At 54.2% G+C, this 17,485-nt stretch carries 17 protein-coding genes; 1 reads left to right on the top strand and 16 read right to left on the bottom strand.

Going from position 1 to position 17,485, the window contains the following annotated elements:
• Window positions 1-23: 23 nt before the first annotated feature.
• The 14 genes from PSCS_RS14250 to prmB all read right to left on the bottom strand — a co-directional run bounded on the left by PSCS_RS14250 (window position 24) and on the right by prmB (window position 15,505).
• Window positions 24-509: a CvpA family protein gene (locus tag PSCS_RS14250; protein ID WP_082866748.1), complete on the bottom strand. Its 486-nt coding sequence runs from the start codon at window positions 507-509 to the stop codon at window positions 24-26.
• Entirely contained in the window at window positions 510-1,250 is a 741-nt protein-coding gene (locus tag PSCS_RS14255; RefSeq protein WP_068812880.1) for an SPOR domain-containing protein, read from the bottom strand.
• Window positions 1,247-2,707, bottom strand: coding sequence for a bifunctional folylpolyglutamate synthase/dihydrofolate synthase (locus tag PSCS_RS14260; protein ID WP_068812881.1), 1,461 nt, complete (start codon window positions 2,705-2,707; stop codon window positions 1,247-1,249). The genes PSCS_RS14255 and PSCS_RS14260 overlap by 4 nt, the downstream gene beginning before the upstream one ends.
• Window positions 2,708-2,711: 4 nt before the next feature.
• Window positions 2,712-3,593 (bottom strand): acetyl-CoA carboxylase, carboxyltransferase subunit beta, encoded by an 882-nt coding sequence (accD, locus tag PSCS_RS14265; protein ID WP_068812884.1) that lies wholly within the window; start codon window positions 3,591-3,593, stop codon window positions 2,712-2,714.
• 48 nt (window positions 3,594-3,641) lie between these two features.
• Window positions 3,642-4,460, bottom strand: coding sequence for a tryptophan synthase subunit alpha (gene trpA, locus PSCS_RS14270; RefSeq protein ID WP_068812885.1), 819 nt, complete (start codon window positions 4,458-4,460; stop codon window positions 3,642-3,644).
• A 29-nt stretch (window positions 4,461-4,489) separates the two neighbouring features.
• A complete protein-coding gene (gene trpB / locus PSCS_RS14275; RefSeq protein ID WP_317621814.1) occupies window positions 4,490-5,728 on the bottom strand; it encodes a tryptophan synthase subunit beta in 1,239 nt (412 codons plus the stop codon).
• Window positions 5,715-6,371, bottom strand: coding sequence for a phosphoribosylanthranilate isomerase (locus PSCS_RS14280; protein WP_068812887.1), 657 nt, complete (start codon window positions 6,369-6,371; stop codon window positions 5,715-5,717). Before PSCS_RS14280 ends, trpB begins: the two co-directional genes overlap by 14 nt.
• 136 nt (window positions 6,372-6,507) lie before the next feature.
• Window positions 6,508-7,299 (bottom strand): tRNA pseudouridine(38-40) synthase TruA, encoded by a 792-nt coding sequence (gene truA, locus PSCS_RS14285; protein ID WP_068812889.1) that lies wholly within the window; start codon window positions 7,297-7,299, stop codon window positions 6,508-6,510.
• Between the two features lie 79 nt (window positions 7,300-7,378).
• Window positions 7,379-10,174 carry a FimV/HubP family polar landmark protein gene (locus PSCS_RS14290; RefSeq protein WP_068812891.1) on the bottom strand — a complete coding sequence of 932 codons (2,796 nt, stop codon included), beginning with the start codon at window positions 10,172-10,174 and terminating at the stop codon, window positions 7,379-7,381.
• A 65-nt stretch (window positions 10,175-10,239) separates the two neighbouring features.
• Window positions 10,240-11,259: an aspartate-semialdehyde dehydrogenase gene (locus PSCS_RS14295; protein ID WP_317621815.1), complete on the bottom strand. Its 1,020-nt coding sequence runs from the start codon at window positions 11,257-11,259 to the stop codon at window positions 10,240-10,242.
• Window positions 11,260-11,274: 15 nt separating this feature from the next.
• Window positions 11,275-11,922, bottom strand: coding sequence for a 3-isopropylmalate dehydratase small subunit (gene leuD / locus PSCS_RS14300; protein ID WP_068812895.1), 648 nt, complete (start codon window positions 11,920-11,922; stop codon window positions 11,275-11,277).
• 35 nt (window positions 11,923-11,957) lie between these two features.
• On the bottom strand, window positions 11,958-13,400 hold the full coding sequence (gene leuC, locus PSCS_RS14305) for a 3-isopropylmalate dehydratase large subunit (RefSeq protein WP_068812897.1): 1,443 nt from the start codon (window positions 13,398-13,400) through the stop codon (window positions 11,958-11,960).
• A 71-nt stretch (window positions 13,401-13,471) separates the two neighbouring features.
• The gene (gene aroC, locus PSCS_RS14310; protein WP_068812899.1) at window positions 13,472-14,557 is read right to left on the bottom strand and encodes a chorismate synthase; all 1,086 of its coding nucleotides are present in this window, start codon (window positions 14,555-14,557) and stop codon (window positions 13,472-13,474) included.
• Between the two features lie 57 nt (window positions 14,558-14,614).
• On the bottom strand, window positions 14,615-15,505 hold the full coding sequence (gene prmB, locus PSCS_RS14315) for a 50S ribosomal protein L3 N(5)-glutamine methyltransferase (protein WP_068812901.1): 891 nt from the start codon (window positions 15,503-15,505) through the stop codon (window positions 14,615-14,617).
• Window positions 15,506-15,680: 175 nt separating this feature from the next.
• Here prmB and folE point away from each other — a divergent pair, with 175 nt between their 5' ends.
• On the top strand, window positions 15,681-16,220 hold the full coding sequence (gene folE, locus PSCS_RS14320) for a GTP cyclohydrolase I FolE (protein WP_068813254.1): 540 nt from the start codon (window positions 15,681-15,683) through the stop codon (window positions 16,218-16,220).
• Between the two features lie 7 nt (window positions 16,221-16,227).
• On the opposite strand, the gene PSCS_RS14325 is transcribed toward folE, so the two are convergent.
• Both PSCS_RS14325 and PSCS_RS16000 read right to left on the bottom strand, forming a co-directional pair.
• A complete protein-coding gene (locus PSCS_RS14325; RefSeq protein ID WP_157885733.1) occupies window positions 16,228-17,202 on the bottom strand; it encodes a DUF4892 domain-containing protein in 975 nt (324 codons plus the stop codon).
• Window positions 17,177-17,485 (bottom strand): hypothetical protein (locus PSCS_RS16000; RefSeq protein ID WP_198544294.1); only part of this gene is annotated, 309 nt, incomplete at its 5' end. The genes PSCS_RS16000 and PSCS_RS14325, both read right to left, overlap by 26 nt.

The following is a 17,485-nucleotide window of genomic DNA, read 5'->3' on the forward strand; positions in this document are numbered from 1 at the left end:
AACTCCAAAAGACTAGCGAACGATCAGGTCGCAGCGGATACGGGTTGCGTACCAGATTTGACCTGTACCCAATCAATCACCCCTTCTATATAAGGGAGGGTTAGGGATTCCTGCCACCAGGGTTCCTGTGAATAAACGCTGGCGGCGAAATAAACGACGATGGCACAAATAACCACACCTCGGACCATACCAAAAGCGGCCCCAAGAATTCTGTCAGAGGCCTGCAAACCGGCAAAGTTCACCAGTCTGCTCATAAACGCATTAACGATTGAGCCACCTATCAGTACTGCAATCACTATGATTGCGAATGCCAGTGCATATTGCGCCGTTGCATTACTGGTGACTGAACCCAACATTGGGCTAAGCGAATCACTGTACTGGTAAGCGATAACGATGGCTGCTATCCATACCAGCAGTGACAATACTTCCTTGACCAAACCACGGGCGATACCAAAAAGCGAGGACAGGGCAATAACTGCCAATATCGCGATATCGACGAAGTTCAACACTTAGGGTCCCTCGATCTCGTAACGAACAATCATGCCACTGAGGTCGTAATCTGTTTTAACCTGTGCCAGTACACCCTGTGCTTCCTGACGGGAAATCAGGGGACCTACGAAAACTGCTGTCAGCTGTCGGCCGGAAGAACTGACCGGCCGGGTATAAGCGCGGTGTCCGCCGTCTGTCAGACGCTGCAACAGGTTGGCTGCATTGCTGGCATTACCGAAAGCGCCGACCCGAACACTCCACGCTTCGGGTAAGCCACTGACATCCAGACCTGGTTCGTCATTGCTAGCGGCATCAGCCACTTCAGTGTCAGGTTCAGCGGAATCATTTGCCGCCGAGCTGCCCGAAGCTGACTCAGAGGGGGCTGCGGGTTGCTCAGCAGAACTGACCGTTTCGACGACTGGCTCGGATGTCGTTTCTGCATTGTTATCAGCATCCACCGAATCGGAGGATGCATCAGAGGCCACAGACGTTGGATTCTGAGCCCCAGGTGCTAAGTTATCACTGTCCGGGGAATCATCCGACAGCGGGTCTCTGACCTGGATAGCTTCACTATCGGCCTGGATCGTCGGGCGTTGCGGTAATTCGCGATTCGCTAACGGGCGCTCAGGGCGATCCGGTATATTGGTTTGCAGAGAGGATTGATAACTGCTCTCACCATCAAAGATGGCGGGCAGCAAAATGATGGCGACAATCGCAAGGACGACAGTGCCGATAATGCGTTGGCGGGTATTCTGGTTCAATGCAAGCAGGCCTCTGGCAGTATGCGTGCAACGGTAAAAAATGAGCCACAAACGACAATCAAATCTTCAGCACCAGCATCACTGAGTGCCTGTCCGAACCTGTCAGAAACATCACAACCTGTATCAGGCCTGTCTGATGGAACAGCTGGAACAATATTTTCCAGCCTGGATTTGAGCTTGTCGGACAACTCGCTAGCCTTCATGCAACGCTGCATTTCGAGATCGCCAATATACCAGAAATCCACCTGGTTTTCTAAGCAGGAAACATAACCCAGGTGATCTTTATCTGCCATCATGGCCAGGACGACTCTAACCTGCCCTGTGAACGGCTGGCCGGTATGCTGAGAGCCCGGGTGGCTTAGTTTTTCTCGCCGACCTCTTTCTCGCCAAGTCCGGATTTCGTCAGCCAATACAGCTGCTGCATGCGGATTGTGCGATACATCCAGCAGTACTGCAATGTTCATGTCAGATTTACTCGCCACCGCCTTTTGCAAACGACCAGGCAATGTTATCGCGGGCAGACAGCGTAGCAACGCTTCCGCCAGCGTAGCCTGGCTGGGCACAAGTCCACTCAGGCAGGCAGCCTGGATAGCCGAAGCGACATTATCCGGGTGTAGCGAACAAGGCGGCACTTCAACCTGCCAGGATTCCAGCGCCTGCGGGCTCAATGCTCCCGGCAGGGCCTGGCCATGCGAGCTATTGTTGTCCTGCCCCGCAGCCATGACCTGGCGGGCAATGGCTCTGCCCTGCCAGATTCGGCTCTGACCAGGCGCCCCGGGATGTGCCTGGCAATGAAAATCCTGGCCAATCCGGTACAGGGGCACGGATAGTTCATCAGCAGTCACTATTAACGCAACCGGAGGATCGCGGTCAGCACAAACCGCAGGTTTGCCTGCCCTGAAGATACCGGCTTTTTCCCTGGCCACTGCATCGCGCGTATCTCCCAGCCATTCCTGATGATCCAGCTCAATGCTTGAGATTACCGCGACATCGGCATCAATCAGATTGACAGCATCCAGCCTGCCACCCAGCCCTACTTCGAGCACAGCCACATCCAGCGGCTGACGGGCCATGAGCCAGAAAGCAGCCAGTGTGGTGAACTCAAAAAAACTGAGGGAAGTGCCCTGACGGGCAGCCTCGACCACAGACAGGGCTTCACAAATGGCTTCATCGCTGGCTGGCTGACCATCCAGGGAAATCCGTTCATTGAATTGCAGCAAGTGAGGTGAGGTGTAGCTGGCACATCGGTAGCCAAGTTCACGAAACAGCTTGTCCAGAATCGCAACGTGACTGCCTTTGCCGTTCGTACCGCTGACGGTAATGACAATCGGGGCAGGCCTGTCCAATGACAGGCGATCAGCTACCTGACGCAGCCGATCCAGTCCCATGTCAATTTCCCTGGGATGCAGTTGCTGAATGTAATCAAGCCACTGCGCCAGGTTGGCAGGTTGTGCCATCAGGTTATGCTGCCGGTTTATTTTGCAACAGCTTGGAAACCAGTCTGGTAACCGTGTCGCGCATTTCCTTACGATGAACAATCATATCGATAGCACCATGCTCCAGCAGGAACTCGCTGCGCTGGAAACCTTCCGGCAATTTGACCCGTACGGTCTGACGAATCACATCCGGACCGGTAAATCCGACCAGAGCGCGCGGCTCGGCAATGTTGATATCACCCAGCATGGCCAGACTGGCAGACACACCACCGTAAACCGGATCAACCATGACCGAGATAAACGGCAGGCCTTCACTGCGCAGACGCTCCAGTGCGGCTGAGGTTTTTGCCATTTGCATCAGGGACACCAGCGCTTCCTGCATACGCGCACCACCACTGGTGGAGAAGCAGACAAAAGGCTGACGGTGTTCAATACAGGTATTGATCGCCTGAACAAACTTTTCACCCACCACAGCACCCATTGAGCCACCAATGAAGCCAAACTCAAATGCGGCAACCACCAGGTCCACTGTGTTTACCTTGCCCTGCATCACAATCAACGCATCTTTCTCGCCGGTAGAGCGTTGAGCGGCTGCAAGCCGGTCCTTGTATTTCTTCAGGTCCTTGAATTTGAGGATGTCCACTGGCTCAATATCGCTGAACAGTTCCTGCTGCTCATCGGTATCCAAAAACAGCTCAAGGCGACGACGTGCCGTGATTCGCATGTGGTGGTCACACTTGGGACATACTTCCAGGTTACGCTCCAGGTCCGGGCGATACAGCACGGCCTCACAGCGCGGACACTTCTTCCACAGCCCTTCCGGGACACTGGACTTCTGCTTGTTGCCCTCGTCGGCAGCGCTGTTACTACGGATGGAAGGAAGGATCTTGTTAATCCAGCTCATAATCTATTCCTGTCTGATCGACGCTATTGCTGCGTCACTATAACATGTTCGTCAACGGGCTGTCTGATCCAGACCAGCCCTGATATCAGCGATCAACGCCGTACATTCTGCGTATGTGGGGAGTGTCTGCCCGCTCTTGCTCAACCCGGCGATCCGCTCAACCAGGGCACTGCCAACGATCACACCATCGGAAATCGCTGCCATGGCACAGGCACTGTCAGGATCTTTAATGCCAAAGCCGACCACAACTGGCAGCTCTGTGTTGCCACGAAGACTGGTAACGCGCTGTTCGATATCACCATGATCACTTAACGCGGCACCGGTTACCCCTTTCAGGGAAACATAGTAAATGTAGCCTGAGCTATGCTCGCAAATGCCACTGAGCCTCTTGTCGGTGGTGGTTGGCGCCACCAGGAAAATGACATCAAGCTCACTTTCGCGACACAGCGGCAATAACTCGTTGGCTTCCGAGACCGGCATATCAACAATCAGCACACCATCAACACCGGCGGTCTTTGCCCGGCTGACAAAGGTCTCATAACCCATGGCTTCCAGGGGATTGAGATACCCCATCAGTACGATGGGTGTATTGTTATCCTGTTGGCGAAATTCCGCCACCATCTCCAGCACATGACGCAGCCCGGTACCTTTGCGCAATGCACGCTCCGCACCAAGCTGAATCACCGGGCCATCGGATGAAGGGTCGCTGAAGGGAATACCCAGCTCAATGATATCGGCACCATCGGCCACCAGCTGATGCATCAGGGCCACGGTTTCTTCTGCCCCCGGATCACCTGCCACCAGATAGGGAATCAAGGCTTTGCGACCTTGCTCACGCAAGGTCGCCAGGGTTTGTTTAATTCGGCTCATGTCTCTACCTTTTCACTGCCTTGTTCAACTTACAGGGTGATGCCATCAATGGCAGACACAGTATGGATATCTTTATCGCCACGTCCCGACAGGTTCACGACAATGTTCTGTTCCGGACGCATGGTCGCTGCCAGTTTCAGCGCGTAAGCCAGGGCGTGGGATGACTCCAGGGCAGGAATAATCCCTTCCTTGCGCGTCAGCAGGCGGAAGGCATCCAGCGCTTCAGTGTCTGTAACAGAGACATACTTGGCGCGACCAATATCTTTCAGCCAGGCGTGCTCTGGCCCCACTCCCGGATAGTCGAGCCCGGCAGAGACTGAGTGGGTCTCAAGAATCTGACCGTTTTCATCACTCATCAGGTAGGTGCGGTTGCCGTGCAGTACACCTGGTTTACCGTCGCTCAGTGGCGCCGCATGACGCCCGGTTTCCACCCCGTCACCACCGGCTTCAACACCATAGATAGCAACGCTTTCATCTCTGAGGAAGGGGTGGAACAGACCGATAGCATTAGAGCCTCCGCCAACACAAGCCACCAGCGCATCGGGCAGGCTGCCGAACTCTTCCTGTGACTGCTCACGTGCCTCCCGGCCAATAATGGCCTGGAAGTCCCTGACCAGCATCGGATAAGGGTGCGGACCGGCAACAGTACCAATGATGTAATAAGTGCTGTCGACATTGGTGGCCCAGTCACGCAGCGCTTCATTCATGGCGTCTTTCAATGTCCGTGAACCGGACTCAACCGGCACGACATTGGCACCCAGCAGCTTCATGCGATACACATTGGCTGCCTGACGCTGAACATCATCAGCGCCCATATAAACATGGCACTCCAGACCCAGACGCGCCGCCACAGTGGCTGTAGCAACACCGTGTTGCCCGGCACCTGTTTCAGCGATCACGCGCGGCTTGCCCATGTACTTGGCAAGCAATGCCTGCCCAATGGTGTTATTGATCTTGTGCGCACCGGTATGATTCAGATCCTCACGCTTGAGCCAGATTTTTGCCCCGCCGCCAACTTCTGTCAGGCGTTCCGCCAGATACAGTGGCGAAGGTCTGCCAACATAGTGTTTGAGGTCTTCATCAAAGTCCCGCCAGAACTGAGGATCTTTGGATAACTGGCGATAGACACGATCTAGTTCCTCTACCGCAGCCATTAACGTTTCCCCCACAAACACACCACCAAAGCGGCCAAAATGACCACTGGCGTCGGGGCCGTCAAACAGATCCTGTGCTGTCTTCACAACACTTTCAGTTTCAGTTGCTGACACGATTTACCTCATCGAAAAATGCATCAATTAAGGCCGGATCTTTCAGACCCGGCTCACTTTCCACACCACTGCTAAGATCCAGCGCCCAGGGCTGAACATCGCGAATGGCTTTGCCCACATTGCTGGCCTTAAGGCCACCTGCAAGCACAATCGGCACTTCACTGGCTTCAACGCACTGTCGCGCCACACGCCAGTCAAAGCGTTTTCCGGTACCTCCCGGCATGCTGGGGTCGTAAGCATCCAGTAAAATGGCACTGGCATTCGGATGCGCAGTGATTTCAGGCATTGGGTCAGTTGCCATGCCATCGCGACCCGGCTTGACCCGAATTGCTTTCATATACGGCAACCCGAACGATTCACAGAACCCGGCATCCTCATCACCATGAAATTGCAGGCAGTCCAGCTTAATCTGGTTAAGCACACTTTTCACCTGTTCCGGCTCTGGATCGACAAACAACCCCACCCAGCTCACGAAAACCGGAGTGACCGACTGGATCACTGCCGCCTGGGTTGTGCTGACAGCACGTTTGCTGGCCGGATAAAACACCAGACCCAACGCATCGGCACCGGCTTGTGCCGCTGCCAGCGCATCACTGGGTCGGGTAATGCCACAGATTTTGACCCGGGTTCGACGTGGAATCATGCAAAGTACCGCCTGATCGGAAAACGGACTATTTTAGCAGAACTCTACTGACATTGGCATGTCATGTCAGACCACCCGGCGACGATAGAACGACAATACAGGGCGCAGCAGGCGCTTTGATTCTTATTAACACTGCCTACAGAAAACAGGGGCCGATTTCATTGACAGGCAAACCACAGGATTCCGGGTATTCCACGTTGACCAGAAAAAGCCCGTCCGGGCGCGCCGTATCTCCGCCCTGTTTGCGATCTCGTGTTTCCAGCACTTGCTGCACCCACTCCCCAGGCTGCTTGCCGCTGCCTACCTCCAGTAGAGTGCCAGTGATATTGCGCACCATGTGCTGCAGAAAAGCATTCGCCTCGACCTCCAGCACGATAAAACGATGCTGGCGGTATAACCGGATAAAGCGAATTTCCCGGTTAGGTGAGTTTGCCTGACAGCCGGCCGCACGAAAAGCAGAGAAATCATGCTCCCCCACCAGACATTGAGCGGCCTTGTGCATGGCATCAATATTAAGCGGTCGGCGCACGTGTGTTAACTGTCCCACCAATACTGTTGGCTTGACGGGATTATCATAAATCACATAACGGTAGCGACGGCTCAGGGCAGAATGCCGGGCATGAAAATTGTCATCAACGGTTCTTGCCCACTGCACCCGGATTTCCGCAGGCAGGTGAGTGTTGGTACCCATCACCCAGGCTTTTTGCCCACGATCAATTTGCGCGTCAAAGTGAACCACCTGCCCGCTGGCATGGACGCCGGCATCCGTTCTGCCAGCGCATTTGATATCAACAGGGTGATTGGCCACACGCGCCAGGGCCTGTTCCAGAAAACCCTGGACGGTAGGAAGTTCGGGTGACAGCTGGCGTTGCCAGCCATAGAATGCGGCGCCGTTATACTCGACACCCAGGGCGATACGACTAGTCAAATCACTGTCCTGTCCGGTTAATTCATGATACTACACAGCCTGCAGGAAACGTCGCTGCAAGACGCGCCAAGACAGGACACTAGAGGCGTTCCAGCAATTTACGGGCGTCGGCACGTTGCTCTTCGCGGCCTTCTTCAATGACCTCTGCCAAAATCTCTTTGGCACCTTCGGTGTCACCCATATCGATATAGGCGCGCGCCAGGTCGAGTTTACTGGCCGACTCATCGCTATCACTCAGGAATGGAAAGTCGGGGTCTTCCTCATCTTCATCCTCAAGGGATTCAGCGGTGGAGATAAAGGCCAGGTCTTCCAATTCGTCGGGGTAGTGATCTTCTTTATCTGCGGTATCAGTTGCGGGTGCTTCTTCCGCTGAAGGTGCTTCTTCCGCTGAAGGTGCTTCTTCCGCTGAGGGCTCTTGTTCCGCTGAGGGCTCTTTTTCCGCTGAAGGTTCTTCTCCAGCAGATGGCTCTTGTTCCGCTAAGGGCTCCTGTTCTGCCAAAGGCTCTTCTACAGCTAATGGCTGCTCTTCATCAGCCACTGACCCCTCTTCGGCTAAAGGCTCTTGAGCTGCTGTGAACTCATCATCAATTGACTCGTCATCAAATGAGGCCTCATCCTGATCTACAGGCGCGGGTTCAACATCGAGCTCAGTATCCAGTTCCTCGCCCTCTGTGCGATCAGCTTCTTCATCGGCGATACTGATATCAAACTCATCGGGCATGTCCGCATCTTCGTCATCGTCAGGCCATGACAAATCAGTTTCCGGGTCCAGCACATCTTCATCTTCAGACGCTGAAGCTGATGTTTGTTCTTCATCATCGAGTAGCTGACTGATATCCGTGCTATCGTCGAGAACCACCGATTCGTCATACAGAGACTTGGGAGCTGCAGCGTTTTCTCCTGCAGCGGAGTCATCATCCGGTGTGGCAACATCGTCTTGCGGCGCTTCTTCAGGCATATCGCTGAGATCACCCTCCGGCTCACTGCCGCCATCTTCGTCCAGGTCGATATCAGCCAGTGGATCAGCCCAGTCATTGTCCGAACCCGCAAAGTCGTCCTGCTCTTCGGCACTCTCCCCGTCTTCAGCGGTATCGCCAGGGGCTTTATCATCAGACTTATCAGCTATCCCGGCCTCTTCATTGAGCAACGCCTCAAAGTCGGTTTCTTCGCGGTCTGCACCAAATGAATTCTGCTCGGCATCAAACGGGTCCGAGTCACCCGCCTCTACCGCCTCTGCAGCGCCGACCTTATCTTCACCATCGTCATCGACTGTTGACTCATCATCGGCTGATTCTTCATCTGTATCATCCGTTGCATCAGCTTCAGCCGCTTCGGAAAAGACCAGTTCATCTTCCTGATCTGCCAGCAAGGTCTGGTCGCTTTCGGCACTGGCTTCCTGGTCCCGTTGTCTCGCCGCACGATTACGTGCCGCCAACAGCAACACCAGTGCTGCAATGGCCAGCACAATGCCACCAATAAACAGCAATGGGTTTTGCAGCATCATATTCAGCAGTCGCTGCACCGGACCTGGTTCAGGCGCCAGCGTCACCACTGTAGGCTCCGCATCAGGTTCTGCTGTTCCGGCCTGATCAGTCGGTTGCTCAGCTGCCTCCTGCTCACGCTGCTCACGCTGCTCACGCTGCTCAGCGAGATTTTCCTGCAGCTGGGCCAGCTCCAGATCCCGCAGACGAATAATTTCCTGCGCTGAAGCAATCTGTTGCTGCAGCATCGACAGCCGGGCATTCAGCTCTGTGTTTTCGGATTCCAGGCGGTCAACCTCTTCCTGACGGACAGCCAGACGATCTTCCAGCTCATTCAGACGACGGTTACGTTCGGCATCCTGGCTGCCTGCCGCCTGAGGGTCGACATCCTGTTCATTCTGCTCTTCAACGCTGACAACCCGCAGTTCGCCTTGCGCATTGCCATTATCACTGGCTGATACAGGGCTCCGGGTTTGCACTGTGGTATTACTGATTGTGGAATTCTGGCGACGCACTTCATCGATGGCATTTTGCTGCCCGATCTGACGGATATCATCAAGAGCAGGAACACGCAGCACAGCTCCACGCTGCACACGGTTAATATTGTTGTTAATGAAAGCGTCAGGATTGAGTTGCTGTAACGCCAGCATGGTTTGCTGAACAGAAACCGAGTTATTCGGCCGAACTTCCAGGGCCAGCTCCCAGAGCGTGTCGCCGCTTTCTACGGTGACGGACTCTGGCATGGCCGCCACAGATCCTGATCCAGACTGGCTCTGTTCATCAACCGATGTCTGAGCCGTTGCAGCAGCCTGCACACCCTCATTTGCCGGCTCGCTCTCTACGGACGACGCATCAGTATTTTCTGCCACAGCAGGCAGTTCTGCCTCTTCAGCCGGATCGGCGACATCCAGTTCTACCTGACGAGATGGCTCAACGACGCTGGACGCCTGCGCAGAACTGAACTCAGCCGCCTGCAGGCGAACGGTATACTCGGTCAGTAACCGGCCACCGGGCCATTGCGTATCCAGCACCAGAGGGACAAAAGCGGCATCAACCGGCAAACTGCTGCGCAATACGACCTGTAAGGGCGCATCAGCATTACCTGTTGTTTCGATATTGGCGGCCAGAGAGTCGAGCGCGGCATTGCGCTCCAGTGCGAGGGTTTGGTAGGCATCAAGGTCGGCAACCGATATCTGCAGCTGTGAGGCAGTCAGATTGTCAACATCGAGGATATCGATCCGCACTTCAAATGGCGCTGCTTGCCCATTCACTTCATTGGCAGAGCCAACTGCACCGCCGCTCACCAACGTCAGGTCACCTAGTTCAACCGCTGCTGCGCTGCCGGCTGCCATGAATGTCAGCACGGAAATTGTTCGCAGCAGCCGGTTTACCATTATCAGTTCCTTAATTTATGGTGCGCAGGGTGCAATTGGCACGGATCGTTAATAACACCAAGTATTTATGATAAATAGTCTCTGATCAATACTTCAGCGATCTGAATTGAGTTCAACGCAGCACCTTTGCGAACGTTATCACCCACAATCCACAGATCGAGACCATTTGGATGTGTAATATCCTGACGGATACGTCCAACTGCAACATCATCTTTTCCTGCAGAGTCTGTCACAGCAGTTGGATAACCGCCATCTTTTCGCTCGTCAATAACCGTTACACCGGGCGCATTTGACAGTAATTCACGCGCTTCTTCCGCCGTGATCGGCTGCTCAGTTTCCAGGTGCACCGCTTCGGAATGACCAAAGAAGACCGGGATACGCACGCAAGTCGGGTTAACCTCAATGGACTCGTCCATGATTTTTTTGGTTTCCCAGACCATTTTCATCTCTTCTTTGGTGTAGCCGTTTTCCATGAAGACATCAATATGCGGCAGTGCGTTGAAGGCGATCTGTTTTGGATACACTTCGCACTCCGCATCGCGGCCATTGAGCAGCGCAGCGGTTTGTGAAGCCAGCTCTTCAATCGCTTCCTTGCCAGTGCCAGATACAGCCTGGTAAGTCGCCACGTTGATGCGCTTGATTTTCACTTTGTCGTGAATCGGCTTCAGGGCAACCAGCATCTGAATCGTGGAGCAGTTCGGGTTGGCGATGATATTACGGTTTCCGTAATTGGCAATCGCTTCCGGGTTCACCTCTGGGACAACCAGGGGTATGTCGGCTTCACGACGGAAATGCGACGTGTTGTCGATAACGATACAACCCGCTTTGCCCGCTTTCTCGGCAAACGCTTCAGAAATACTGCCACCGGCAGAAAACAGACCAATGTCTGCCTGGGAGAAATCAAACTCAGCCAGGTTCTGGATGGTGACGGTCTTGCCCTGGAACTGGATTTTTTTGCCAGCAGAACGCTCACTGGCCAACGGAAACAGCTCGTTGACCGGGAAGTTACGTTCTTCCAGGATACTGATCAGTGTCTCGCCGACAGCGCCTGTGGCACCGACAACGGCAACATTGTACTTTTTCATAATGACTCCCTCACTTCATCCATTCAGCTGGAAATACCAGGGTGACTTCTCCCGCCACTGATTCTCAAATGTCTTGATGGCATCGGCGTCTTCCAGCGTCAGACCGATATCATCCAGACCGTTCAGCAGGCAGTGCTTACGGAAAGCATCAACCTCGAAGTCGATGGTTGATCCATCTGGTCGGGTGATCTTCTGTGACGGTAAATCGACCGTCAGTTTATAACCCTCATTAGCTGCCACATCCTTGAACAGGCTATCGACCGTCTCGGCGTCGAGCACAATCGGCAAAATACCGTTCTTGAAGCAGTTATTGAAGAAAATGTCAGCAAAGCTCGGCGCAATAATAACGCGGAAACCGTAGTCATCCAGCGCCCACGGCGCGTGCTCACGACTCGAACCACAGCCGAAGTTATCACGGGCCAGCAGCACGCTGGCACCTTCGTAACGTGGCTGGTTGAGGACAAAGTCCTGGTTAATCGGGCGCTTGCTGTTATCTGCATCCGGCTCACCCTTGTCCAGGTAGCGATGTTCGTCAAACAGGTTAACGCCAAAGCCACTGCGCTTGATCGACTTCAGAAACTGCTTGGGAATAATAAAATCCGTATCCACATTGGCCCGATCCAGAGGCATGGCGATACCGGTATGTACATTAAATTCTTTCATAGTGTTGTCCTGGTAACTGTTATCGGGTCAATGAATCAGTGCGTGGCTGCTTTTTCCAGCAGCATGTCACGCACATCCACGAAGCGACCATGAATCGCTGCCGCCGCAGCCATCGCCGGGCTGACCAGGTGCGTTCGGCCACCGAAGCCCTGTCGACCTTCGAAGTTACGGTTGGATGTGGACGCACAATGCTTGCCCATCGGCAACTGGTCGGCATTCATGGCCAGGCACATGGAACAGCCAGGCTCACGCCACTCCAGGCCAGCTTCCAGGAAAATCTTGTCCAGCCCCTCTTCTTCAGCCTGTTTTTTCACCAGACCCGACCCGGGTACAACCATGGCCAGTTCAATATTGGCAGCCACCTTGTGACCTTTAACCACAGCCGCCGCCGCGCGCAGGTCTTCAATGCGCGAATTGGTGCAGGAGCCGATAAAGACGTACTGCAGTTCAATGTCACGAATCGCCGTCTTCGGAGTCAGGCCCATGTATTTCAACGCCTGACGGATGTTTTCTGCTTTGCCGGCATTGGTCTCGGCATCCGGATCAGGTACTTCACCAGTCACCGGCGCTACCATTTCCGGCGATGTACCCCAGGTAACCTGAGGGATGATGTCAGCCGCATCAATGACCACAACGCGATCAAACTCAGCGTCAGCGTCACTGACCAGATCGCGCCAGGCCTCTGCTGCCTTATCGAACATCTCGCCTTGCGGAGCAAACGGACGGCCGCGCATATAGTCGATAGTTGTCTCATCCACACCAATCAGGCCGGCACGTGCACCCGCCTCAATTGCCATGTTGCAGACAGTCATGCGGCCTTCAATGCTCAGTGACTGAATCGCATCACCACCAAACTCGATGGTGTAGCCTGTGCCACCGGCTGTGCCGATTTCACCGATAATGGCCAGCACGATATCCTTGGCGGTGACGCCAGGATTCAGGTTGCCATCAACACGCACCAGCATGTTCTTCATTTTACGCTGGATCAGGCATTGCGTTGCCATCACGTGCTCAACTTCAGACGTGCCGATACCGTGTGCCAGCGCACCCAGTGCCCCGTGTGTTGACGTATGAGAGTCACCGCAAACAATGGTCATACCTGGCAGCGTTGCCCCCTGCTCCGGGCCAACGACGTGCACGATACCCTGACGGATATCGTTCATGTCCAGCTCAGTGATGCCAAAGCTCTTGCAGTTATCGTCCAGGGTCTTTACCTGAATACGGGAAACCGGATCCATGATACCTTCCAGACCACGGCTACGCTCCGCCTTGGTCGTCGGAATGTTGTGGTCCGGCGTTGCCAGGTTGGCATCCGCACGCCACGGCTTCCGCTTGGCCAGTCGCAGGCCCTCGAAGGCCTGTGGCGATGTCACTTCGTGGATCAACTGGCGATCGATATAAATCAGCGCTGTACCGTCGTCACGCTGCTTCACCAGATGAGAATCCCAGAGCTTGTCGTATAAGGTTTTTCCAGCCATGAATCAGTCTCACTATGATCAACCAAACCTTATGTTTGGCATTAGATTAAACAATTATTTTATTGATTTAATTATATTTTCGGCGTCTCACACTGTACATCTGCGTTCTGTGCGCGATGACGTAACAGGTGGTCCATCAGCACCAGGGCCAGCATGGCCTCGGCAATCGGAACAGCACGAATACCCACACAGGGATCGTGACGTCCTGTGGTAATCACTTCTGCCGGGTTGCCATGCACGTCAATACTCTGGCCCGGCAAACGAATACTGGAAGTTGGCTTCAACGCGATGTGCGCAATGATGTCCTGACCACTGGAAATACCACCCAGCACCCCGCCAGCATGATTGGACAGAAAGCCATCGGGAGTCATCTCGTCCCGGTGCTCTGTCCCTTTCTGGCTGACACTGTCGAAGCCGGCGCCAATCTCAACACCTTTGACAGCATTGATACTCATCAGCGCATGCGCAATTTCTGCATCCAGGCGATCAAAGATCGGCTCTCCCAGCCCAACCGGCATGCCTGTGGCGTATACAGAGACACGGGCACCAATCGAGTTGCCCTCTTTGCTCAGTGCAGCCATGTAGCTTTCCAGCTCTGGCACCTTACCGGCATCCGGGCAGAAAAACGCATTCTGCTCAACCTGGGACCAGTCAAGCTTGTCGATGACAATCGGCCCCAGCTGGCTCAAACAGGCCCGGATTTCAATGCCGGCCGTTTCCAGCAAATACTTCTTGGCAATGGCACCCGCCGCAACTCGCATGGCGGTTTCGCGCGCAGAAGAGCGCCCACCGCCACGGTAATCACGGATGCCATACTTGTGCTGATACGTATAATCCGCATGAGCAGGCCTAAATAAATCTTTGATCTTACTGTAATCTTTTGATCTCTGATCGGTATTTTCAATCAGCAAGCCAATCGGTGTACCCGTCGTCTTGCCTTCAAACACACCGGAGAGAATGCGGACCTGATCCGCTTCGCGACGCTGGGTTGTGAATCGTGACTGCCCCGGCTTGCGGCGATCCAGGTCGCGCTGCAGGTCTTCTTCACTGATGGACAATCCAGGCGGGCAGCCATCGACAATACAGCCAAGTGCCTTGCCATGGCTTTCCCCAAAGCTGCTGACACTGAACAGTTTTCCTATACTGTTTCCTGACATACCACCTTTTCCTCAAGATTCGCGCCAGGCGAATCGGGCCAAATAAAAAGGCGGCTATTATACACGAATCATGGATTGCACACGAATGAGCGCATCCCTGCCAATTGCCATGACGCCTTCACCACCTTGTTCAAACTCAAGCCAGACCACCGGCAGATCAGGATAGCGTGCCATCAAGGCCTGCCATGAGTAGCCGACTTCCATGACCAGTACGCCGCTTTCTGTCAGATAATCCGGCGCCTGACGCAGGATCCTCAACGGTATCAGGAGCCCGTCCTCATCAGAGAGCAATCCCAACGAGGGCTCGTGGCCATACTCTGCCGGCAAACCCATCACCTCTTCTGCCGACACATAGGGCGGGTTACTGACAATCAGGTCGTAAGTGGCTTTCGCCTCATGCAAACCGTCAAACAGGTCGGAGGCAACCGTCCTGACACGTGATTGCAACTGATGGCGCGCAATATTCTGCTCAGCCAGCGCCAGTGCATCGACTGAAATATCTGCCAGATCTACCTCGGCCTGCGGAAAAACAGCAGCCGTGGCAATACCAATGCAGCCACTGCCGGTACAAAGGTCCAATACTCGCTGAGGCAGCTCGTCCAGTAATGGCTCGTAATGATTCAGAATCAGTTCCGCCAGCGGAGAGCGTGGCACCAGGGCACGCGAGTCACTGTGAAAAGGCAGGCCTGCAAACCAGGCTTCATTCACCAGATAAGCCACGGGTACACGTTCAGTGATCCGGCGTTGTGCCAGATCACGCAGCGCAACGAGTTCGTTCTCGCTCAGAGGACGCGCAAACTGGCTGTCGTCCCCTGTGTAATCCAGCCTCAGATAGGAAAACACCAGATACAGTGCTTCGTCGGCGGCATTATCAGTGCCGTGACCGTAGAAAAGGTCGGCGTTTTCAAACTGATCCGCCGCCTCTTGAATATACTCCCCTACCTTCATCTATGCATCCTGTTGGTTAAAAAATACTTTACCCTCTGCTCCGGTTGTCGTAGGGTATCGATCCTTTGCGACAGTGGTGGACAGAACAGCAACTATGACAAACTCAGCATCCGGCAAATCAGCGCCAGGCGTTTCATCAGAGAGCGACCAGAGCAGCGAACAAACCATCGCCACGATGGATCAGGCCTACCGTGACATCATGACCGCTATCGGTGAAGATCTTGATCGCCCCGGGCTGCGTGACACGCCTCTGCGTGCCGCCAAAGCCATGAAGTTTCTCACCCGCGGGTATGAGCAGGACATTGACGCTGTTATTAACGATGCGCTGTTCCCATCCGATTCCGAGGAGATGGTGATTGTCAAAAACATCGAATTATATTCGATGTGTGAACATCATTTACTGCCTTTTATCGGCAAATGCCATGTTGCCTACCTGCCCAAAGGCAAGGTCATCGGACTCTCAAAAGTTGCACGCATCGTAGACGTTTTCGCCAGACGATTACAAATCCAGGAGAACCTGACCAAGGAAATTGCGGAAACGATTGTGCAGAAAACCAATGCAGCCGGTGCGGCAGTCATTATCGAAGCCCAGCACATGTGCATGATGATGCGCGGTGTCGAAAAGCAGAATTCGATTATGACAACGTCCTGCATGCTGGGTGCGTTCCGTAACAGTCAGAACACACGCAACGAGTTCCTGTCACTGATTCAGTAACCCCGCTTTACTGTCTGACAACGACTTCAATACGTTGCCCGCAGGGGCCTGGCCGACAATAAGGTGCCAGCGGGCCAACACCAGCCGCGATGATGCGACCACCATCAACCCCGGCCTCAATCAGTTGCTGGCGTACCGTTTCGGCACGCGCCAGAGACTGCTGCTGCAAGGTTTGCAGATCAACATTACTCTGCTGCAGATGGCCGACGACAAAGACTTCCAGCAAGCGGTCTCGCTGCAACACATCAGCTAATAGCGCGATCCCGGCATCTTCTTCCAGCTCATCACTGTCATTGAACCGCAATGACGGCACGACAACACTGCCTTCACGCGTTAACCGCTGCTGCATTGCCGCCGGAGTCACCAGTTGTGCTGCGCGCTGCTCTTCTGCAATCCGGCCAGTCAGGGCCAGCAAATCAAGGTGAGCATACAGGCGCTGATTGGCCCGACGGACCACATATAACGCGGCATAACCGATCTGTGAATCACCCGGCACGCCGGTTTCAAAGGTGGCTGCCAGATAGCGCTGGTTCTGCACGGGCCCATACAGGATCCGGTTATCAAATATTTCATTGGCCCAGTAATTACTGCTGCCACACCCCCTGCCCTGACAGGTAAAGAGCTCACGCTGACCTTCGCTAATAAGCTGATCACGATAAAACGCATAAACTTCGGCTTCAGAGAAGCCATTGGGAATCTGATAGGTTATGCGCGTCAAGTTGCCCTGGAAGCGTTCGGAAGCGCTGGCTGTGACTTGTCCGGCAATGCGCTGCATACGCCCCAGTACCAGCGAATAATTGATACTGTCAGCTTCACGGTAATCAGCAATCTCTGCGCCGGGGAAACGATCAATACCTGGAAAATCAGTAGCCTCTGCTGCTTGTGACCAGGAAGACCATGCCAGCAGCAATACAGACATTGCTGTTACCAGTGATCGCCAGGCTGTCAGGCAGGGTCTAGCTGTCATTCTCATCTTTTTCATGATGCTCTTGAGCTTTCCTCGCCTTGGCCCTTGCTGATAACTCAGCAAATGAAAGTGGCGGCACGCTGGGGAATTTGACAGCCTGCCCGGCTTCATTGTTCTGTTCAAAGCCTCCCAGAAAGCCTGCCCTGGCAGAGTCCACATACCGAGCCTCATCGTCAGCAACAGAGTCATTTGCGGAGGCGGCGTGCTCTGTCTCTGTCTCTGTCTCTGTCTCTGTCTCTGTCTCTGTCTCTGTCTCTGTCTCTGTCTCTGTCTCTGTCTCTGTCTCTGTCTCTGTCTC

This window comes from Pseudohongiella nitratireducens, assembly GCF_001642735.1.
Lineage (GTDB): Bacteria > Pseudomonadota > Gammaproteobacteria > Pseudomonadales > Pseudohongiellaceae > Pseudohongiella > Pseudohongiella nitratireducens.